Origin of the sequence: Banduia mediterranea (genome assembly GCF_031846245.1) — a bacterium.
GTDB lineage: Bacteria > Pseudomonadota > Gammaproteobacteria > Nevskiales > Nevskiaceae > Banduia > Banduia mediterranea.
Genome location: NZ_JAVRIC010000010.1, coordinates 76,099 through 95,869 on the forward strand (window position 1 = coordinate 76,099; position 19,771 = coordinate 95,869).

The following is a 19,771-nucleotide window of genomic DNA, read 5'->3' on the forward strand; positions in this document are numbered from 1 at the left end:
CCTGACGACGGAATCAGCCGGTCCGGCGCGGCGCTGGCGTGATTCGGGGCTCAGCCCCGGAATAACAGCGGGCGTTTGAAGATGCATCCTCAAGCTCCTTGGGTGTCGCCACCCGGTGGCGAGCCCGGCCCCTGAATCGTGCGTCGCTGATGGCCGCGTCTCGGATGCTGCATTGCATCAGACTATACGCTGCCATTGGCGACAGCCGCAATACGCTGCCGTATGTTAATAAAAGGTTCAGGAATCAGTCCCTTCCGAAGGAATACGCGATGAGCAGCAATGAGCCGATTGACATCCCACCGGAACTCGGGCGCTTGGACCCGCAGACCCGGCAGCGCATCGAACAGGCGGTGCTCGACATCTTTTCGGAACGCGAATTCCACCGCGTGGGCCTGATCGAGATCGCGCGCGGCGCGAATGTGTCGTTGCAGACGATCTACAAGTACTACGGCAGCAAGGAAGCGCTGCTGTTCTCCAGTCTGGATACCTGGCTCGATCGGCTGACGCTGCGCATGCTCGACCATCTGCAGGGTATCGAGGACTACAAGGAGCGTTTGCGCAAGGTGTTCTGGGTGACCCTGGATTTCTTCGAGAAGAATCCCAAGGTCGTGCAGATCATCCTCAGTTCGGTCTACATCAATACCTGGCAGCAGACCCGCAACTATCAGAATCCGGAACTGTTCGGCGCCTTCATGAAGGTCTTGGCCGAGGGCCGCGCCAAGGGCGTGCTCACCGACGCCGTCGACGAGAAGATCCTGCTCGACTACATGCTCGGTGTGCTGGTCCGTCTGGTACAGATGTACGTGCAGCGCGGCATGTGCGAGCCGCTGACGCCGCAGGCGAACGTGCTGTTCGAAATGGTGTGGCGCGCGATCAGCAAGCCGGCGTAGTGCTAGTAGTCCACCCACTTGACAATTGCGGGTATTGCCAAGAACGATTTTCTCCCTCTCCCTCCGGGAGAAGGGGGCACCCATCGATTCGGCTCACACCTCATATCCGTAGTCTTCTCAATGGGAGGACTACTACCCCCGAATTTTTCATAAAGCGGGTGAATATCGTTTATCCATTTGATATAACTTGAATTATTCAAATAACGCTTCGGACGAAGCATGGACGAGACCGCCAGTGAATCAGTCCCGGACCCAGCTGCGTTTTCCCTCCATCGCCGGCTTTACGGTGCGCGCCGCTTCGCTCAGGCCGAGCCAGCCGCGACGCGTCTGTACGAGGATGTCGACTACCAGGCCGACTTCTGGTCGCGCGCGTGGCGAGTGGTGTTCAAGGCCGAGGTCACGAGCCTGGGCGATAACCCGCGCTTCGTCGTGACCTTGATCACCGGTCCGGCACCGGAGTGCTGTACCGGGATTTGTATTGCGCGCGGGGTCAGGACGAGAACTTCATCAAGGCGATCAAAAACGACCTCGGCAGCGATCACACGTCCGACCACGGGTTCCTCGCCTGCGCGCAAGCCGGGGAAACAGCACTCGGCGCGTGCTCGAAGCACCCAAGACCCGCGATCATGACCGTCGGCAGCACTTCGTTGGATCGGACTGGCGCAGAAATCGGCTCGGTCGAGCGCCGGTCAGCTGGCGGAGGGTGCCGAGCGGGGCGGTTTATGAAACATCCGGGCTCGGCGACGGAGAGCGCCTTGCGCTTCTCGATCCTGGCGATCACCTCCAAGAGGTCGGGACGCTTGATTTCATAGACCGACCGCTTGCCCAAGGCCGGTAGCACATCCTTGTCGAAGTTGCGCGGAAGTATCGAGAGGGTCGTCTGCCGGCCTTCCTTGAGGCTGAGCCCGCGATGCTTGAGCCACTTGCGATACACCGCATCGAAGGTGTTTTTCGTCGGCGAGCCGGACATCGGTGCGCTTCTGCTTGCGGTGAACGCGAGGATTGATGCCTTTGGCCAGCAGGGCGCGCTTCATCGCGCAGGCTGCGGGCCTCGCGAAGCGTCACCTCCGGGTAGGTGCCGAGCGACATCCGCTTCTGCTTGCCAGCCCAGTAGTAGCGGAAGTGCCAAGTCCTGCACCCCGCAGCCGTGACGACCAGGGCGAGGCCATCCAAGTCAGGGAGGGTGTATGCCTTGCCAGTTGCCTTGGCCTGTCGAACGGCCAGGTCTGAGAGAGCCATGCTCTTGCTCCTGAACCTGAGTCAGGAACCAGATGCTGGTCACGTCGACCTCGCTCCTCCATCAACAATCCGGAATCAGCCGCGCCCGCAAAAATGGACTTGTTTGTGGACTTGAAAGTTCCGGCTGTAGGTGGATCGCAGTGGACCTCGGCAGAACATCAAAGAGATGAAAAGTCTTTGTGTATAAACGACTTCCAGACCCTCTTGGACTTCTACAGAAGTCCGCAGATTGATGCGGTGGAGCGGGTGAAGGGAATCGAACCCTCGTCACATGCTTGGGAAGCACGAGCTCTACCATTGAGCTACACCCGCACCGAGGAAAAACCCATCGGAGAGACGCACGAATTCCCTGTGGGGAATGAATACGTTCCCTTTGGGGAGTGGGGCAACAGGCTTATCTAGTGTCCACCCATAAACTCTAACATTTTGATATGACTGTCGTTTTCCGACAATCGGCGATAAGAAACCCCCGTTAAGCTGGTAAAATCATAGTCGTTAACACATTGATTTTCCAACAAAAACTGGGTGACTGATGCGCATGGAACGCAAGGTCCAGACCAGTATATTCGAACGCTGCGCCGAGCACGAGATTGGCCTGGAGTTGCAGGCCATGTCGACCTGGCTGGATGCCCATCCGGAGGTGCTGGCCCGGGTAGCCGCGGACCTGAAGTCGGGCGAGGCCCTGGGGGCGGGGCGCCGGGGCCTGAGCTGCGAATCAGCGTTGCGCTGTGCGATTCTCAAGCAGTACCGCCAGCTCACCTATGAGGATCTGGCGTTCTGCCTGCTGGATTCGATAAAGCCGCGCTGCAGAGCGTGATCAGTCAAATCTCGGATATGACCTGGGAGCGGATCAACCAGCACCTGTTGCGGCAAGCCTGCGCCGACCGGGTGGAGCGCAGCGACAGGCTGCGGATCGACAGCACTGTGACCGATGCGCCGATTCGCGCGCCCAGCGACCGCAGGTGCACGTCTTCTACGATTCGCATGTTCCGTGGATGAACATTGCCGATGATCTTCCCAAAAAGGATGAGACCGCAGGCTGAACTCAGCCGTAATCAGCAGGCGCGGGTCGGATCATCGCGAAGATCAGGGCGCCAGGCGGATTGGCGCCTTGATGTACTTGAGGTTGGCGACGATCGAGAAGCTCATCATCACCAGCAGCGACCAGGCGCCCCACTTGCCGACATGTACCGTGGCCCAGGCGCCGAACTGGTTCGGGCATTGCCACACCCCGAACAGGGTTCCGAAATTTTCGGCCAGCCACAGAAAGAAGCCGATCAGGACCAGTGCCAGGACCCACGGCATGCGTCGCTCGCGTCGCAGTGGGCGGAACACCACGGTGCAGCGCGCGTAGAGACCCAGCGCCAGGGCGGCCAGCGCAACGCGCAGGTCCGGAATGAAATGGTGCGAAAAGAAGTTGATGTAGATCGTCACCGACACCCGCCCAGCTCATCCAGTACGGCGGATGATGCTCGACACGTAAGATTCAGCAGCCGCCACGCCTGGATCATGTAGCTGCCCACGGCGGCGTACATGAAGCCCGAGAACAGCGGGACGCCCATCAGCTTGGTGTAGGCAAACTCGGGGTAGCGCCACGAGCCGATCGCCTCCGATATCTTGAACGCCTCCAGCGCAAAGCCTAGGGAGTGGAATACCAGAATCGTCTTGAACTCGTCCCAGGTTTCGATCTTGTACCGCAGCAACCAAGCCTGGCTGAGCACGGCGATCAACAGCAGCAGGTCGTAGCGTGGCAGTCCGGCGATTCCGTTGCGAGGCATCAGCAGAATGGCGGCGAAGATGATGCCCGCAAACAGGCAGGCGCGCGCTTCCTTCAGGCCGAACCAGAGCAGTTCCAGGAGTCTCAGTCGCCAGCCCGATTGCTCGGTGACGCCCGGGGGCTCCTGCAGCAGTCGGTCGAAGGCGGCGAGCATCAACTTACGGATCGGCGATCAGGTTCGCAGTGTGTCAGAAGCGGTATCAGCCCAGGGCGCGTGCGAGGGCTCATCCGGGCGTGAACCTTGCGTCCCGTCACGCCCCCAGGCGCACGGAGGCCCCAGCATGCATTCGACGGTCCATAGTCGAGCACCGATGCACGGTGCACGAACGCCCAGCCGCGCCGGAATGATGCTCTCGTCCGTTCTGTTGGCGCTGATGTTGCCGCCGGCGCTATCGGCGCAGGTGGATCGCGGCTATGAACGGGTCTACGAGGAACGCGATGGGCGACGCATTTACATGGATCGCTGCGCCGAATGCCACATGCCGGACGGTCGCGGACGCGGTGATGGCAGCAACGGCTTTCCGCCGCTGACCGGCATGTCCGAATGGTTCGCGCTGCCGGAGGGAAAGCTGTACGTCGCGCATGCGATCGTGTTCGGGCCGTATGGCGAGGTCATGGTGGGCGATCAGTTCTACTACGGAATGATGCCGCGCTTCGGCCCGCGCTTCGACGATCAGCAGATCGTGGCGGTGATCCGATTCATCGCCGAGGAACTCAACACGCCGGCACCCGGCTACGAGCCGATCGACATCGAGACGGTGAAGGCGGCACGCCGGCTGACCGACCGCATGGATGTGCTTGTCAACGAACGCTACGACCTGCCGCCGAGGTAGCGGACACATCGCAAACGCTCAGTCAGCGGCACGTTCGCGCGAACGTAGCAGCGTCCAGGAAAAGCCGATCACCGCGGTGTAGCCGTCGTCATCGCGAAACAGCGGACTGTCTTCGTTGGCGGCACCGCCATAGCGGTAATAGCGCAGGGCCACGAAACCTCGGACGTTCGGGCTCAGCGGCAGACTCAGGCGTGCGCCGAGCGAGGCGTCGAGCAGCCCGGAATCGGCCTGGTAGGCGGGGCGGTCGGCGGTCTCATACCGCGGTTCCACTTCGTAGAAATAGCGTTGCAGCAAGGTGCTCGAATATTCGAGCCCCAGTGAGACGCGCAGCGACAGCGGAGTATTCATCAGGCGCCGTTCCTGATACGCGAATTCGGGCGCGAACAGCGCTCCGCGCCAATCCGCGCCGGAGCTGTCCACCGAGATCACACCACGTATCGGCAGCTTGATGACGAACTGCGATTCGGCGCCAGGAGCCTCGAAGCTCATCTTCAGGTTGGGCCCCAGCTCCAGCAGGTAGTCGAGGTCCGGCATACCTTCGCGCGCTTCGGTGTCGCTGGAGTCGGTCGACAGTGCCCCGCCGCCACTCATCGACAGCTCGATGTTCGGTGTGAGTGCACGCCGCAGCCGCGAACCCTGCTCGTCGGAACGGAACACGCGGCCGTGATAGACGAAGTACGGTGCCGGCAGGGCCAACCGCTGATAGTGGTCCGACGCGGGGTAGTCAGGCGTGGTCAGCGCCACCCCGGCCACGCCGGCTTCCCACTTGGGGCGCTGCGGGTCGTCGGCCTGGATGTCCGGAATGCCCGAGGACTGTGCGTGCGCCGGCGCCGTCGAAAGCAACGCGACGATCAGGCAGGCGGCGGTGCGATTGAAGCTCATGAAGGAACTCGCAGAACTTGGATCAGGGTACACGCCGGGATCGCAGCGTGGGTGAATGGCGTCGAAGTGTAGGGCGTGTGCCCGCTGCTCCGCAGCTGATGTAGAGCTGCCGAAACGAAATCGCCCCGGCACGCTGAACGCACCGGGGCGACGGGACATCCAAAGCTGCCGGGAAATTACAGCTTCTGCTGCTCCGCGATCCAGCGGTCCACACGCGCTTCCAGCATTTCCAGCGGTAGGGCGCCGCCGCCCAGCACGGTGTCGTGGAAACCGCGAATGTCGAACTTGTCGCCGAGCGCCGCTTCGGCCTTGCGGCGCAGTTCCTGAATCTTGAGCATGCCGATCTTGTAGGCCGTGGCCTGTCCCGGAATCACCAGATAGCGCTGGATCTCGGAGCGTACGGCGGTTTCGGAAATCGAGGTGTTGGTGTTGAAGTAGTCGACGGCCTGTTGCTCGGTCCAGCCCTTGGCATGCAGGCCGGTGTCCACGACCAGGCGCACGGCACGCCAGATCTCACCGCTGAGCTGCCCGAATTCGGAATACGGATCGACGAAGGTGTTCGGCATCTCCTTGGCCAGCCACTCGGCATACAGGCCCCAGCCTTCCACATAGGCGGTGAAGCTGATCTGGGTGCGGAACTGCGGCAGCGTGGTCAGCTCCTGCGCGATCGAGATCTGCATGTGATGGCCGGGGATGCCTTCGTGATAGGCGATGTCCTCCAGCTCGGTCTTCGGCATGGCGTTCATGTCCGACAGGTGCGCGTAGTACACGCCAGGGCGCGAGCCGTCGGGGGTGCCCGGGAAGTAGTGCTGGGCGGCGCCGTCCTGTTCGCGGAAGGCTTCCACGCGCTTCACCACGAGGTCCGCCTTGGGTAGCGTGCCGAAGTAGTTCGGCAGTTCCTTCTTGATGTTCTCGATGGCGGCCGTGGCGGCGTCGAGATAGGCCTGACGGCCCTCGTCGGTATTCGGATATCGGAAGCGCGGATCGGTATCGAGGAACTTGAAGAAGGCTTCGAGATCGCCGTCGAAGCCCACGCGGTCCTTCAGCGCGATCATCTCACCGCGCAGACGCTTGACCTCGCTCAGGCCGATCTGGTGAATCTCCTCGGCCGTCAGCTCGGTGGTGGTGGTGCGCTTGAGCAGGTAGTTGTAATAGGCCTTGCCGTTGGTCTGCGTGGTGCCGATGCCGGCCGGATTGACCAGGGTCTTCGGCAGTTCGCTGTCGATCCAGGCGATCAGTTCTTCGTAAGCCGGCAGGAACGCTTCCATCAGCGCGGTCTTCGATTCGGCCTTGAGTTCGCTGGCACGCTCCGCGGAGATCACCTCGTTCTCGACCAGGGTGTCGATCTCGGACTGCATGTCGGCCCAGATCGAGGAATCCTCGCCTTCGCTAAACGGTGCGCCGCCGATCACCTTCTTCGACTGGTCGATCACGCCCTCGTAGGCGAAGCGCGGCGGCCGGATGCCGGCGTCCGCCGCGATCTTGGCCCGATCCAGCAACTGCTCAAGCGCGCGCGGCACCTCGCGAACACGGGCGATGTAGGCCTCCATGTCGGATTCGTCTTCGACCTTGTGGAAGTTGATCAGAAAGGTCGGCAGGAACGACTGCGCGCCGTTCATCTGCTCGAAGACGTAGCCGTTGTTGCGGAACGGCACGCCGGCCGCGGCGATCTCATATTGGTACTTCCACAGATCGTAGGACGTCTTGGCTTCCTCGCCCAGCTTCGCGTAATCGAAGCTGGATTCCATTTCTTCCACGCTCGCCTTGGTCCAGGCCAGCTGCTCGTCTTCGGCTTCGATCGAGAGGTCATCCAACTTGTCGTACTGGTCCTTGCGGCCGAGGAAGGTCAGCGACATCGGGCTGAACTGCAGCGATTCCTCGTACTTCTCGTCGAACCAGGCGTTGATGCGATCGGACTCGCTCATCGCCATTTCGGCGGTATCGGTTTCCGGGGCGTCCAGAGGCTGGGGCAGCGTCGCGCAGGCGCCCAGCAGCAGGGCGAACAGGCAGGCCGAGACGGCGGGGCGCAGGGCAGAGCGCATTGGGGTCTCCTGAGAATGGGATATCAGAGCCTGATGATCGACAACGCAGTTCGGTCGCAGGCCGGGTCGGGAATCGAGAATACAGGCCCGCTCGAATGGCGTCCTGAAATCCGCCAATCGACTCCTTCCGTCAGATGAACATCAGGGGATCCTGCCCGCACGTGGGGCCGGATTCCGGTGAGTTTGCGGCGGACGACGTATCGGGGTGGCGTGCATCCTGCCGCGTCTGAAGCGGCGAACCTGCTGGACGCTCGGTGAGCGATCAGTAGAATCGGGGAACGGAACGACTGTTCGGGGGCATCTTCCACTCGTCTTGGCAACCGGTCATATCCAGACCGCGTTGTGCGGCCCGACCCGTTCTGGATCATCGCAGTGCCATCTCGTTGTCTGGGGCAGGCAGACGGCGGGACAGCGGGTGTACGGTCAGGGCGATGCGATAGGTCGGGTCCGCCGGTGACACGCCCGCACCAATTTCAGACGTTTGAATACAAACGATATTCGGGGGCGTAATGATTGGAATTCGGAAAGCATTTCCTTTGTTTGGCTTGGCGCTTTCGGCGTGTGCGACGTATGCGCCGGACAGCCTGCCCGAGGACGCCGAGCTCATAGAGCAAGACCCATCCATCGTGTTCGTCAGCGTTTGGGCCAGCATGCTGAAAGACGATACGACCCTGACTGTTGTCTTGAACGACACCAAGGTCGCAGAACTGGAGGAGGAGCAGGTCGTTGCGTTCGAACTGATTCCCCACCAGAGCAACAGCTTCGTGTTCAAAAGCAGCAATGGCGAGTCCCTGAACCGGACGGTTTCGCCCGGCGAGCCCGGCAGCCACCTCTACTGGGATGTCTACAATCCGCCGCTTGGAAGCGAGGTTGCCGAGCTGAACTTGTCCAAGGTCCAGGCATCCGCCGTATTCGCGAAGTATCCGGAGGTGAAGCCGATCGTCGCGACGTCCGATATTTCTGCTTATCCGGATTCGCTCAAGACCGAGGCGAATGCCTGCCTGAGTGGCGACGAGGTCAGGCACTGCGAGCAAGTGCTCGCGAAGATTCCAGAACGCCTTCAGGCGCCAGCACTGACGTCCAAACTGTTGGCCATGCAGGAATCGCAGGCCCGGCGGAAGCAGGCGGTCGTAGCAATGGAAGCCTCGCTGCCGCCAGAGGTGCTGCGCGACAAATACATGGTGTCCTTGAGCACGTTTCTGAAGGAGCAGCGCTACCAGGAGGCGCTGGGAGTCTTCGCCAAGCTCGAAGGCCTGAACGTGGACAAGGATCCCTCGCTGGACTTCTTCTATGGCGAAGCCTTGCTCAGGACCGGCCAGCCGCAGGCTGCGATGAAACGGCTGTATCGCTACATCGGCGAGCAGGGCAGCGGCGCCCGTCACTATTCGACGGCGCTCGATCTGGTCAATCAGGCCGAATCCGAACTGTAAAACATGACCACTTCGAACGAACGGAGAGCGCCGCGCCGCGCTCGGCCCCGTTACTGGTTCGCAGCCTTGGTGGTCTCGCTTGCCACCACACCGCTGTTCGCGCAGGAACCGACGCTCGACGAGTTCGAAACCCAGCTGGATGGTGTAATCCGCAGCGCCTGCCATGGCTACATGGTGGACGCTCTGCCGGACATGCTTTCGGGTGCGCGCGACTGGCTCAACGAAAATTCACCGTTCTGTCAGACCGTGAGAACCCTGCCGGATGATGCGCCGCTGGCCGCCGTGGTCGAGGAATACCAGGTGCTGGACATGGACGCCGAAGCCGTCAGTGGCCTGCGTCGCTACGTCGGTCGCAATGACGACATTCATCTCCAGTGCCAGGACTGGATGTGCGAACACGTGCGCGTCCAGGTCCGTGAGGACGGTCATCCGATCAGTCTGGCGGACTATCAGAAAGTCGAGCGCTTCTGCGAGGAGCGCTACGAGTGCATCGAAAGCTGGTTCAAGACCTGGCCGCGAGCGCTGCCCACGAACACGGTGAGTCTGTCGCTGGATGCCCTGCTCGAAGCACAGGAGCCGCCGCTCAAGGACGCCGCGACGGCGCCCGCATCCGGCATGTCCCTGGACGCGCTGATGGGCCACTCCGAGGCGTCGCCGTCGTCAGCGCCGGTTGCAGCCGCGCTGCCCGCCAGCGGGCTGGACGTGGCCGCGAGCAAGGACGTCACGCTGGACAATGTCTTCGCCGCGCGCGACGAGATCGCCCTGAAGGCTGCGCTGGACGTCATGCAACGTCGATACATGGAGGCCGACAAAGCCTGTGCCTGTTCCCTGGAAGGGACGGGCTGCTACTCCCTGCCGAACCGGTCCCTGCTGGATTTCGCATCCGAGGTCGAAAGCGCGCGCAGTCGTCTTTGCGTGGACTGGTACAACGGGGAATTGCTGACGCCACCCGGCACGGCCCAGGCCGCACGGGCTCGCACACAGGCGCACGTCGGCACGCTGGCGGCACTGCGCCAGCAGGATGAACGAATCGAAGTCGCGATCGGCGACTGGGAGCGCGAACAGCAGCGAGTGCTCGCCCAGCAGCAGCGTGAGCAGGAGTCGCGGAGCAATGCCGGCTGGCTGGCGGGGGTGGCGGCCGTCGCCAGCGGTTCCGTGCTGGCGCAGCAGGGTTTGATCAGCCCGGAGCAGGCCGCCAACGCAGCCGTCAACGTTGCGCGCAACGTCGAGAGCGGCGAGGGCGTTGTGAGCGCACTGGGCCGCGGCATGCAGCAGCAATTCCAGTCGTCGATGCCGTCGAGCAGCGGCGGTAGTGGCGGTGGCAATGACACTGGCGTGTTCGGGTTCAGCTGCTACGACCCACGGGCCTTCATCTGCGTCGACTACACGATCAACAGCCGCAGCAGGTTCGAAGCGTTCCGCGCGCAATGCGGCCAGGGCGGCAATCAAATCGTCTCGGGCGGCTGTGACCGGAGCGGACCGAGCTGCAGCATGCAGAGCGCCGTCGGCAAGCAGACCACCTTCAGTCCGATGTCCCAGCCGGACGACGTGAAACAGGCCTGCCTCGCCAACGGCGGGCAGTACTCGCTCTTCGAGTAGCGGTGGTCCGCCGGCTCCGCGCCCCGTGGCAGCGCGCGAACGCGCCGGCGGGCTCGTCGCCCGCGACCGGTCCGGAGTACTGTTCGCGCTCAACTGAACAGGCGGCGCTCGCCCAGGCGCCGGGTCCGGGAATGTCCATGGCGCAGTCACAGTCGACGGTGCTGTCGGAACCCATCCGCCCCCTTGGCCCGACCTTATGATCGGCGGTGTGCGTGTTCCGATCATCGATGACTGCGCGCCGGCCCATACCCGCAACTGCGTGTCCGTGCCGTAGTCGCGGAACGCTGCGCTTACCACCAGACCCGGGCGTCCGCCGCGCTGTCGCGCAGATATGCCTGCGCCTGCGCGCCGTGCAGCAGCGCCAGGGTAGCCAGCACGCCGGCTTCGGTGCAGCTTGCCGCGCGCACGCTGATTGTGCGCGGACCGCCGAGCACGGCCTGGCCGGTGCGCGGATCCAGAACATGGGGATAGCGCACGCCGTCCTTGAGCAGGAAACGGTGGGTGTCGCCGCTGGATGCGATGGCGCCGGCCGGGAGCCCGATGACGGGCGCGGGGCCTGACTCGGGCGTTTCCACGCCCACCTGCCAGGCCGAGCCATCGGCGCGTGCACCGCTGACGGCGAGATCGCCGCCGCAATTGACCAGGACGGGCGCCTTGGTTTGTTGCACCACGAGACGCAGGGCGCGGTCCACGGCGTATTCCTTGCCGATTCCGCCGAAGTCGATTTCCATGCCGGCCGGCATCGTCAGCACCGGCGGCTTCCAGCGGACGCGGTGCCAGCCCACCAGCGGCAGGACCTCCGCGATCTGCTCGGCCGTGGGCACGCGGTCGGAGCCATCGAAGCGCCAGACCCGGCGCAATACACCGGAGCTGAGATCGAAACGTCCGTCGCTGATCGCGTAGAGCTGCTGGGCGTAGTCGAGAAAGCGGGCGGTCTCCTCGTCCACCGTCACCGGCCGGCCGCTGGCGGTGTTGATGCGGTGGACGATGTTGTCGTCGCGATAGCGGCTCCAGTGCCGTTCGATGCGCCAGACTTCCCTTGCGACGATGCGCGTGAGCCGCCGCACTTCCTGTGCGCAAACACCGTCCACCAGCACCTCGCAGGGAGCGGCCATGGCGGTGAAGCGCCCGGCATGGCCGCCGCCGGGCAGGGAGGCGACCGTGACCGGACGCGCCGCTACCACGTGAAGCGATACCCCATCGTCAGCATCACCGCCGACAACTCGGGCTGCAGGTCGAACTTCGACAGCCCGTCCGCAGCCTGCGTGGGCACGCCGCCGAGCTTGGGGCTCTGCTGGTAGTACTCGAGGCGCAGGCTCCAGTTGCCGCGTCCGGGCACGGCGCTGCCGATCTTGATTCCGGCGGTCACGGCATCGAATTCGGCCAGTCGGGTGTCGGCGCTGGCTTCGCTCACCAGGGTTTCCTCTCCGTCGTCGAGGGCCACATGATAGAAGTCCGCTGCGGTCTGTGAATACCAGCGCAAGTGGGGTTCCAGATAATGCGCCGTGCCGAAGTACCAGCGATAGCTCAAATCCACGGTGTGTGAATCGATGCCCCAGTCGTCGGTCATGTAGCGATATGAAATCTCGGTGACGTCGCGGTCGAACACGAAGCGCTTGTAGCTCATGAACAGCGCGTTCTTGCTGCGGCTGTCCGGTCGCGCCTCGTAGACGTAACGCAGCGGCTCGCCATCTGCGCCGACCACGCTCAGCACCTTGTACGGGTCGTTCTGATAGCCGCTGGAGGCACTCAGCGAGTAGTTCATCTGGAACAGGCTTTTCGGATCGATCACCTGAGTCCAGCCCAGCACTACGTCGGTGACGGTCTTGGAGTCCGAGCTGCCGTCGCGCCAGCCGTTCATATCGTCGTCGATGCCGTCGTCGTCGTCCGAGTCGCTCGCGACTCGCATCACGGCCAGGGGGATCGGGATGCCGCCGACTGGATCGATGCTGTCGGACTCGAAGTTCAGGCCGGCGCTGAGTGTGGTGTTGTGCTGGAACAGGTCACGCGCGTAGCGCAGGTTCCCCCCCAGGGACACGAAGTCGTATTCGGTACCGGCGTTGACGCCGAATCCCAGGGTATCCACATCGCTCAGCGGAAACTGGTAGTCGACGAGGCCCTGGAAGCGCGTATCGCGGAAGCGGTCGTCCAGCGGCGTTTCGTTCGGGTCCGCCGTATAGGGGCTGGGGCCCGCGAAGGTCTGCGGGGTCGAGGCTGGCGTCGCCCCGTTCGGGGATGCGCCGGTCAGCGTGTCAACGACCAGCTTGGCGGTGAAGTAGCGTTCCGCACCGAGGTTCAGCGTGCCCTTGAGCACCGGTTCCACGGCCTGAACCCGGTTGTCGCTTTCGGCATAGACCATCACCGCCGTGTCGATATCCCAGGTCTTGTCCTCGGCCTGCGCGGACGGCAGGCCGCCGCCCAGCAGCGTCAGCGTCGCGGCTGCCAGTGCGCGCCGCTTGTCCTCCGGCGTCAGTTGCATCCGCAACCTCCACCGCCGAAGCCGCGTCCGCCGCTGCTGGCTTCCTTGCTGAAGTAGACGTGGTCGTCCAGGCCGGCCTGAACCGGGTCGGCGCTCGCCTGCATGTCGGGGCGGGCCAGCACGCTGCGCTCCCAGGGCTTGGCGCCGAGGTGGCTGCAAGCGCCGAGGCTGAGGCTGCCCAGCAGGATGGCGGTGATCAATACGGGCTTTGTTCGAAGCATTCCTGGACTCGGGCATTGTGTGAGTGAAGAGTGATCCGAGGAAACGCGCATCGTCCGTGCCGGCCACGGTCAAAACCAAGGAGTATTTTTACATCCTTTTGAAAACAAAAGAATTAGACTCGTTTCTGCATAAGATTTATGCGATCCTGGCGAGGGTCTACACGCGCAATCCCGCAAAAAATGCGAACAGGCTTTGCAGTCGTCGCGACGCAATTATCAAGTGGGTGAACTACTGGCAGCCTGTCGGACTCAGAGGGTCGTAGCGAGGGCTTGGTCCTGTGAGATGAAAATTTCGGGAGACCGAGGCGAATATCGGGAATTATTCAACGAGGGCGTCCGGAATTTTCAGCCGCAGGGTCGAAGTCGCAGTCGATCATCCTGAGTCCGACAGGCAGCCAGACCGCCGCCAGGTTCCAGAAACGGCACAATGCTCGCTAGACAATCTGTTCGAGCGAGGCAATGCCGGCGCGGTCGGGTTCGACGCGCCGCGCCTTTTGGGGTCAAAACCGGGTCTGGGCGGGGATGCGCATGAGCGGCAGTGCACAGGGGCGAGTGCGCCTGAGCTTCGGCGATACGCTGAAGATTCTGGCGCCGTACTTCTACGAAAATCTGTTCGAGCAGCTGCGCGCGATCTGGTTCATCGTGGCCTATCTGCTGCTGTTCCAGATTCTGGTGCTGGGCCTGCCGATCGTGCATGCGCTGATGATCGGCGTGGGTATCGGCATCGTCGCGCTGGGGCTGATGTTCTTCATGGAAGGGCTGCGCCTGGGCTTGATGCCGCTGGGCGAAACCATCGGCGCGGTGCTGCCGCGCAATTCCTCGCTGATCGTGATTCTCGGCTTTGCCTTCCTGCTGGGCCTGGGCGCGACCTTCGCCGAGCCGGCCATCGCGGTGCTGCGCAGCGCCGGCGCCGGTGTGCAGCCCGATCAGGCGCCGCTGCTCTACAGCCTGCTCAATGACTTCGCCAGCCAGCTCGTCGCCGTGGTCGGTATCGGCGTCGGCGTGGCGGTGCTGCTCGGCATCCTGCGTTTCTTCCTCGGCTGGTCGCTCAAGACCCTGGTGCTGCCGCTGGTCGCGTTGATGTGTGCCTTGACGGTCTATGCGCACTACAGCGATGTGCTGCAACCGGTGCTGGGCCTGGCCTGGGACTGTGGGGCCGTCACCACCGGACCGGTCACGGTGCCGCTGGTGCTGGCACTGGGCATCGGCGTGTGCCGCATCGTGGGCGACGGCGACAGCGGCAACGCCGGTTTCGGCATCGTCACCCTGGCCTCGTTGTTTCCGGTGTTGGCAGTACTGTTGCTCGGCATGTGGCACGTGCAGCAGGACGACTACTACGGTCAGCCGAATTACACCGGCACGGTTGCCGTCGCGACGGTGCAACGCGCCGAAGCGCCGGCGGCTGGTTCGGCGACCGAGCCCACCGGATTCAGCAAGGACGAGTTCCAGAAGTTCCTCAAGAACGGCGTGCCGCCGAGCGACTATCGGTTCCGCTTCGAAGGTGGGGAATCGATGTTGGTGGACGGACGGATCGTGCTCGATGACGCCACACTGGTGCTGGAGAAACGGCAACTGCTGCAGGCCAATGTGGTCTCGCGCGCGACCTGGGACCCCAGCGTGGATTTTGCGCGCGAACTGCATCAGGGTTCGATTTCCGCATTGCGCGCGATCGTGCCGCTGTGCATCTTCCTGCTGATCACGCTGCGTCTGGTACTGCCCGAGCGGCTGCGCAACCGTGACGAGATCTTCATCGGCATCGCCTTTTCGCTGGTCGGCATGAGCCTGTTCATGTTGGGGATCACGCTGGGGCTGACGCCGCTCGGCACCCAGCTGGGCAGCAATGTGCCGCTGAGCTTTGCCACGCTCACGCCCTGGGGCGCCGAGGGCCTGCGCGAGCCGCTGTTCGAGTCCGAGGTGGCCGGCAAGCTGATCGCCGCGATCTTCGGCTTCTTCCTCGGTTACGGCGCTACTTTGGCGGAACCGGCGCTCAACGCCCTGGGCGGTACGGTGGAGAAGATCACCGTCGGCGCCTTCAAGAAATCGCTGCTGATGCAGTCGGTGGCGCTGGGCGTAGGGGCCGGCATCGCCGTCGGCGTGATCAAGATCGCCTTCAACATCCCGCTGGAATACCTGCTGATTCCGCCGTATCTGCTGCTGTTGGCGCTCACGGCGATTTCCAGCGAGGAGTTCGTCAATTTCGGCTGGGACAGCGCGGGCGTGACCACCGGGCCGATCACCGTGCCGCTGGTGCTGGCGATGGGCCTGGGTATCGGCGCCAACGTGCCGGGAGTGATCGATGGATTCGGCGTACTCGCCCTGGCCTCGGTCGGGCCGATCATCACCGTGTTGACGGTGGGTCTGATCGTGTCGCGCGCACGCCGAGTGGAGCAGGGCCTGTCCGGTCGCGGCGTGGGAGCGGTGCCATGAGCACGCATTTCCAGGTCTTGCACAAGGTTTCCGTGGTCGCGGCGATTCTGCCGCCGGCCAGCGCCAAGCCGGTGATCGAGCGCCTGTTCGCCTCTGGGGAACGCAACGCCTTCGTGACCAATGCGCGCGGCACGCTGATCCGTGACCAATGGATGCAGCGCTTCCTGCCGCTGATCAGTCCCGAAAAGGAAATCCTGCGATTTCTGGTGCCGGACGCTCAGGTGGACGGCGTGATCCGGGACATCGCCGATGCTGGCGGGCTGCGATATCCCGGCGCCGGCGCCGTGTACTCGGTGCCCTGCGACGACCTCTATCACACGCCGGATTTTCCGATCTGGGCCGGATTGGACACCGACGAGCCGGGTACCGACGCGACGCTTTCCCTGCGCGAGAATCTGTCCGCGATCTCCTGCATCCTGCAGCCGGAACAGACCGAGACGGTATCGCGCGCCGCGGTGCAGGCCGGTGCGCACGGTCCGGTGATCTTCTACTGCGAGGGACGCGGCCTGCGGGATCGGCTGGGCTGGCTGCGCATCACCAAGAAGCGCACCAAGGAAGTGATGACCCTGATCGTGGACAACGCGGATGCCGATGCCATCGTCGAGGCGATCCGCATCGCCGGCCGTCTGGACATGCCGGGACGCGGCTATCTCTACCGCATGCCGGTACAGAAAGGCATCGTCAATCTCGCCAGTCGCATCGGCAGCCGCAACTACGCGGCGGACATGCAGCAGGTCATTTCCGCGATCGACGGCCTGATGGGGCACACCGATTGGCGGCGCCGCAACATCGTGCGCCTCGGCAGCGGCGGCCGCGCCGCCGGGCTTGGTCTGGAAGGTGAGGACACGGCGGAGGCCGCCGAGGCGCATACCCGGCTCACCTTCATCGTCGGCGAGGCACACACGCAGATGCTGCTCGATGCCGCCTTGTCCGCCGGCGCGGTCGGCGCCAACATCATGTCCGCGCGTTTCGTCGAAGCCGAATCGAAAGTGACGATGGGGCGCCGGCTCAATCGCGAACGCAGCTGGGTGCAGACCGTGATGCCGAGCGAGCAGGCCGGTGAGATTCTCAAGGCGGTGATGGAGAAGGCCGAAGCCGAAGGGATTTCGGAAGCCTGCCTGTTCGCGCAGCCGGTCACGCGCGTGCTGACCTACCGGGCACAGGCGGCCCGCAGCGCCGCGCCCGGCAGGACCTATCGGGGCATCCCGGTTTTGCACGAACGCTGAAATCGGCCGCGCCGTAACGGCGCCGGCGGATGCGATGTCACCACGCAGACATCGGCAGTCCAAACATTGCCTGGTGGATCGCTCTCGTCATCCAATAGTTCGCCGGTCTCGCCAGATTGCGACGCAGTTCGCCGAAGGCTCGAATCGTTCGGATCGTAACTTATTGATTGTTAAGGACTCCATTGGTGGCATTGCGCATGCCTTACTACTATGGTTGTGACCATTCATCGACTAGGAGACTTCATGAACTACCGCGCCACCGCTCTGGCCCTGCTCGCTGCACTGATGCTCAACGGCTGCGTGTTGCACATCGGCCGGGACGGCGATCACGTTGACGATCAGTACGACAGCGTCCACGCCCAGGAAACCCGCAATCGCGAGGCGATCAGCCGTCTTGCGCTGGGCTCGTCCCTGGATCAGGTCCGCAGCCAGTTCGGCGATCCGGATTTCACCGAAGCCTCCCTGGTCGACGGCCACGAAATCCGCGTTCTGCGGTACCGCACCCACCGCACGCACTCGGATGGCGACACCACCCGGGACGAAACCACGCCGCTGGTATTCGAGGACAGCAAGCTGGTTGGAATCGGGGAACGGGCGGCAGCGGAGGCGATGCGGGCCGGTGGCTAGCAAATTCTAGCCGACATGGGTGCGACCGCATTGGCGCCGCCGCATAGTGCTGTTCGCTACGGATTGTTCGCCTGTCCCGATCACCGAGCCTGGAGTTCGTTGACTGGTGATTTTTGTATTCCGACTCTTGTATTCTGATTCTCACGGCTGATGCGGTGCGCGGGCCCGCGTCGATGTTTCGGGGCAAGGTTCCCCAGGGGGATTCGTGGCAAAGCTGATTCCTGCACGCCGGTCATGCCTGGGGCGCATGACCTCGGGCGAACGCCGTTTGTCTGAGCGTCTCGAGCAAAAGCTCGAAGATGACTATCTGTGCTGGTACGACGTGCCGCTGGGGCCGCAGCAGCGGCAACCGGACTTCGTCGTCTTCCACCCGGCGCGTGGCTTTGTCGTGCTGGAAGTGAAGGATTGGAAGCTGGACAGCATTCGGTCGATCGATCGTGCGTCGGTTGAGCTTTTGACTGCGCTTGGTATCAAGCGGGTCAGCAACCCCATGAGTCAGGCGCGTGTCTACGCCCTGGAAGTCGTGGATGCCCTGGAGCGCGACCCGGCATTGCGCAATCCGGTGGATACGCCGTATGCCGGCCGATTGATCATGCCGTACGGATTCGGTGTGGTGCTGTCCAGCATCACGCGCAAGCAATTTGAGGCGACGGACCTCGGACAGGTGCTCGAGCCACACAAGGTCATTTGCCAGGACGAGATGACGGATTCCGCCGATGCCGAGGATTTCCAGTCGCGCATCTGGGGCATGTTCTCGCACGTGTTCGCTTGCAAGCTGAGCCTTCCGCAAATCGAGCGCGTGCGTTGGCACCTGTTCCCGGAGTTGCGAGTGAGTAGCGGGCAGGGGCAGTTCGGTCTGTTCGATGGGCCGGGACACAAGACGCTCGAAATTCCCGATCTCATCAAGGTCATGGACATACAGCAAGAGATGCTGGCCCGCTCCCTAGGGGACGGGCATCGCGTGATTCATGGCGTGGCCGGCTCCGGGAAAACCATGATTCTCGGCTATCGCTGTCTGTACCTGGCCCGCGCGCTCCGCAAGCCGATTCTGGTGCTTTGCTTCAACGTCACCTTGGCCGCCCGGTTGCGTGAGCTGTTGGCTGAGCGGGGAGCCGCCGAGCAGGTTTCGGTATGCAGCTTTCATGAGTGGTGCCGCGACATGTTGCGGACCTACCACGCGAACATCCCACGCAACAGCGGTGGCTACGCAGCCTACACGGCTGAGTTGGTGGCGCAGACCATCGCCAGTGTCGAGCGCGGCCAGATTCCGCGTGGGCAGTATGGCGCCGTAATGATCGACGAAGGCCACGACTTCGAGCCGGAATGGTTTCAACTGGTCGTGCAGATGGTGGACCCGAACAGCAACTCGGTACTGGTGCTCTACGATGATGCGCAGTCGATCTACAAGCAGGAGAAGCAAAGGAAGTTCAGCTTTGCCAGCGTCGGCATCCAGGCGCAGGGGCGGACCACCATCCTCAAGCTCAACTACCGAAATACCTTGGAGATCCTGTCCGTCGCCAAGGCGTTTGCCGATGAATTGCTCAATCCGCAGGAATCGGACGATGACGGCGCCCCGATCGTAGCGCCTGAAAGCGCAGGGCGGCGCGGTCCGCTGCCGGAACTCGTACAGTGCAAGGACGATTGGGCGGAAGCCCGATTTATTGTCGAAAGAATCCGTGACGAAGTCGCGCAAGGTCGCGCCCTATCCGACATCGCGGTGCTGGTGCAGCACATGTCCGATCATCGGCCTTTGATCACGCGGCTTGAGGAATGCGGCATTCCCTACCTCTGCGCCGACAGTCAGAGCCGCAAGCGCGCGCTGTTCGAGAGCGCGCCCAGCGTCAAAATTGTTACCGTTTACAGCAGCAAGGGTCTGGAATTCGGCGCCACCTTCATTCCGCGTCTGGACGCCTATGGTGTCACCCACGACAAGATCGATGCCGATGCCAGGTTGCTGTACGTGGGGATGACGCGCGCCACGCAGCGCTTGGTGATGCTGCATCAGGCCGAGGGGGGAATGGTGGGCCGCGTTCGGGAGTCGATCAACGGCGTAAGCGACGCCTTGGCAGCCTAGCAGGCTGTCGGGGAATCACGGGCGG

15 protein-coding genes, 1 tRNA gene and 3 pseudogenes are annotated in these 19,771 nt (G+C 63.1%); 11 read left to right on the forward strand and 8 right to left on the reverse strand.

Going from position 1 to position 19,771, the window contains the following annotated elements; all coding sequences use genetic code 11:
- Positions 1 to 269: 269 nt before the first annotated feature.
- Together RM530_RS08885 and RM530_RS08890 are read left to right on the forward strand one after the other, a co-directional pair.
- Complete coding sequence (locus RM530_RS08885; RefSeq protein WP_311364869.1) at positions 270 to 890, forward strand: TetR/AcrR family transcriptional regulator; 621 nt, start codon at positions 270 to 272, stop codon at positions 888 to 890.
- Positions 891 to 1,166: 276 nt separating this feature from the next.
- A pseudogene (locus RM530_RS08890) lies at positions 1,167 to 1,456 on the forward strand (transposase); the annotation flags it as partial.
- 170 nt (positions 1,457 to 1,626) lie between these two features.
- On the opposite strand, the pseudogene RM530_RS08895 reads toward RM530_RS08890, so the two are convergent.
- A pseudogene (locus tag RM530_RS08895) lies at positions 1,627 to 2,129 on the reverse strand (tyrosine-type recombinase/integrase); the annotation flags it as partial.
- 238 nt (positions 2,130 to 2,367) lie between these two features.
- Positions 2,368 to 2,441 (reverse strand) — tRNA-Gly (locus tag RM530_RS08900).
- Positions 2,442 to 2,661: 220 nt separating this feature from the next.
- Here RM530_RS08900 and RM530_RS08905 point away from each other — a divergent pair.
- Both RM530_RS08905 and RM530_RS08910 read left to right on the forward strand, forming a co-directional pair.
- Positions 2,662 to 2,946, forward strand: a complete 285-nt coding sequence (locus RM530_RS08905) for a hypothetical protein (protein ID WP_311364870.1) — start codon at positions 2,662 to 2,664, stop codon at positions 2,944 to 2,946.
- Entirely contained in the window at positions 2,943 to 3,128 is a 186-nt protein-coding gene (locus RM530_RS08910) for a hypothetical protein (RefSeq protein WP_311364871.1), read from the forward strand. Before RM530_RS08905 ends, RM530_RS08910 begins: the two co-directional genes overlap by 4 nt.
- Before the next feature lie 87 nt (positions 3,129 to 3,215).
- Here RM530_RS08910 and RM530_RS18700 read toward each other — a convergent pair.
- Positions 3,216 to 4,060, reverse strand: a pseudogene (locus tag RM530_RS18700) (DUF817 domain-containing protein).
- Positions 4,061 to 4,253: 193 nt separating this feature from the next.
- Between RM530_RS18700 and RM530_RS08925 the strand changes: the two are divergent.
- Positions 4,254 to 4,739 (forward strand): c-type cytochrome, encoded by a 486-nt coding sequence (locus RM530_RS08925; RefSeq protein ID WP_311364874.1) that lies wholly within the window; start codon positions 4,254 to 4,256, stop codon positions 4,737 to 4,739.
- An 18-nt stretch (positions 4,740 to 4,757) separates the two neighbouring features.
- Here the strand turns inward: RM530_RS08925 and RM530_RS08930 are convergent, their stop codons facing one another.
- Both RM530_RS08930 and RM530_RS08935 read right to left on the reverse strand, forming a co-directional pair.
- The gene (locus RM530_RS08930) at positions 4,758 to 5,621 is read right to left on the reverse strand and encodes a MipA/OmpV family protein (RefSeq protein ID WP_311364875.1); all 864 of its coding nucleotides are present in this window, start codon (positions 5,619 to 5,621) and stop codon (positions 4,758 to 4,760) included.
- A 176-nt stretch (positions 5,622 to 5,797) separates the two neighbouring features.
- A complete protein-coding gene (locus RM530_RS08935; protein ID WP_311364876.1) occupies positions 5,798 to 7,663 on the reverse strand; it encodes a DUF885 domain-containing protein in 1,866 nt (621 codons plus the stop codon).
- Positions 7,664 to 8,346: 683 nt separating this feature from the next.
- On the opposite strand from RM530_RS08935, the gene RM530_RS08940 reads away from it, so the two are divergent.
- Together RM530_RS08940 and RM530_RS08945 are read left to right on the forward strand one after the other, a co-directional pair.
- Positions 8,347 to 9,093: a hypothetical protein gene (locus RM530_RS08940; protein ID WP_311364877.1), complete on the forward strand. Its 747-nt coding sequence runs from the start codon at positions 8,347 to 8,349 to the stop codon at positions 9,091 to 9,093.
- Between the two features lie 3 nt (positions 9,094 to 9,096).
- Positions 9,097 to 10,692, forward strand: coding sequence for a hypothetical protein (locus RM530_RS08945; RefSeq protein WP_311364878.1), 1,596 nt, complete (start codon positions 9,097 to 9,099; stop codon positions 10,690 to 10,692).
- A gap of 290 nt (positions 10,693 to 10,982) precedes the next feature.
- Here RM530_RS08945 and RM530_RS08950 read toward each other — a convergent pair whose 3' ends face one another.
- Genes RM530_RS08950 through RM530_RS08960 form a run of 3 tightly spaced genes read right to left on the reverse strand, consistent with a single transcriptional unit; the run spans position 10,983 to position 13,392 of the window.
- Complete coding sequence (locus tag RM530_RS08950) at positions 10,983 to 11,876, reverse strand: FAD:protein FMN transferase (protein WP_311364879.1); 894 nt, start codon at positions 11,874 to 11,876, stop codon at positions 10,983 to 10,985.
- Entirely contained in the window at positions 11,870 to 13,171 is a 1,302-nt protein-coding gene (locus RM530_RS08955; protein WP_311364880.1) for a DUF3570 domain-containing protein, read from the reverse strand. Before RM530_RS08955 ends, RM530_RS08950 begins: the two co-directional genes overlap by 7 nt.
- Positions 13,162 to 13,392, reverse strand: coding sequence for a DUF4266 domain-containing protein (locus RM530_RS08960; RefSeq protein ID WP_311364881.1), 231 nt, complete (start codon positions 13,390 to 13,392; stop codon positions 13,162 to 13,164). The genes RM530_RS08955 and RM530_RS08960 overlap by 10 nt, the downstream gene beginning before the upstream one ends.
- Positions 13,393 to 13,920: 528 nt before the next feature.
- On the opposite strand from RM530_RS08960, the gene RM530_RS08965 reads away from it, so the two are divergent.
- The 4 genes from RM530_RS08965 to RM530_RS08980 all read left to right on the forward strand — a co-directional run bounded on the left by RM530_RS08965 (position 13,921) and on the right by RM530_RS08980 (position 19,746).
- The gene (locus RM530_RS08965; RefSeq protein WP_311364882.1) at positions 13,921 to 15,819 is read left to right on the forward strand and encodes a DUF1538 domain-containing protein; all 1,899 of its coding nucleotides are present in this window, start codon (positions 13,921 to 13,923) and stop codon (positions 15,817 to 15,819) included.
- Positions 15,816 to 17,045: a P-II family nitrogen regulator gene (locus tag RM530_RS08970; RefSeq protein WP_311364883.1), complete on the forward strand. Its 1,230-nt coding sequence runs from the start codon at positions 15,816 to 15,818 to the stop codon at positions 17,043 to 17,045. Before RM530_RS08965 ends, RM530_RS08970 begins: the two co-directional genes overlap by 4 nt.
- Before the next feature lie 243 nt (positions 17,046 to 17,288).
- Positions 17,289 to 17,672 carry a DUF3192 domain-containing protein gene (locus tag RM530_RS08975; RefSeq protein WP_311364884.1) on the forward strand — a complete coding sequence of 128 codons (384 nt, stop codon included), beginning with the start codon at positions 17,289 to 17,291 and terminating at the stop codon, positions 17,670 to 17,672.
- Between the two features lie 247 nt (positions 17,673 to 17,919).
- Complete coding sequence (locus tag RM530_RS08980) at positions 17,920 to 19,746, forward strand: DEAD/DEAH box helicase (RefSeq protein WP_311364885.1); 1,827 nt, start codon at positions 17,920 to 17,922, stop codon at positions 19,744 to 19,746.
- Positions 19,747 to 19,771: the final 25 nt, after the last annotated feature.

What these genes read in the sequence shown, in the direction of transcription:
- RM530_RS08965 (WP_311364882.1), top strand. Translation starts at nt 13,921, where the DNA reads ATGAGCGGCAGTGCACAGGGGCGAGTGCGCCTGAGCTTCGGCGATACG.
- RM530_RS08945 (WP_311364878.1), top strand. Translation starts at nt 9,097, where the DNA reads ATGACCACTTCGAACGAACGGAGAGCGCCGCGCCGCGCTCGGCCCCGT.
- RM530_RS08885 (WP_311364869.1), top strand. Translation starts at nt 270, where the DNA reads ATGAGCAGCAATGAGCCGATTGACATCCCACCGGAACTCGGGCGCTTG.
- RM530_RS08905 (WP_311364870.1), top strand. Translation starts at nt 2,662, where the DNA reads ATGCGCATGGAACGCAAGGTCCAGACCAGTATATTCGAACGCTGCGCC.
- RM530_RS08980 (WP_311364885.1), top strand. Translation starts at nt 17,920, where the DNA reads ATGACCTCGGGCGAACGCCGTTTGTCTGAGCGTCTCGAGCAAAAGCTC.
- RM530_RS08975 (WP_311364884.1), top strand. Translation starts at nt 17,289, where the DNA reads ATGAACTACCGCGCCACCGCTCTGGCCCTGCTCGCTGCACTGATGCTC.
- RM530_RS08955 (WP_311364880.1), bottom strand. Translation starts at nt 13,171, where the DNA reads ATGCAACTGACGCCGGAGGACAAGCGGCGCGCACTGGCAGCCGCGACG.
- RM530_RS08935 (WP_311364876.1), bottom strand. Translation starts at nt 7,663, where the DNA reads ATGCGCTCTGCCCTGCGCCCCGCCGTCTCGGCCTGCCTGTTCGCCCTG.
- RM530_RS08970 (WP_311364883.1), top strand. Translation starts at nt 15,816, where the DNA reads ATGAGCACGCATTTCCAGGTCTTGCACAAGGTTTCCGTGGTCGCGGCG.
- RM530_RS08925 (WP_311364874.1), top strand. Translation starts at nt 4,254, where the DNA reads ATGCTCTCGTCCGTTCTGTTGGCGCTGATGTTGCCGCCGGCGCTATCG.
- RM530_RS08930 (WP_311364875.1), bottom strand. Translation starts at nt 5,621, where the DNA reads ATGAGCTTCAATCGCACCGCCGCCTGCCTGATCGTCGCGTTGCTTTCG.
- RM530_RS08960 (WP_311364881.1), bottom strand. Translation starts at nt 13,392, where the DNA reads ATGCTTCGAACAAAGCCCGTATTGATCACCGCCATCCTGCTGGGCAGC.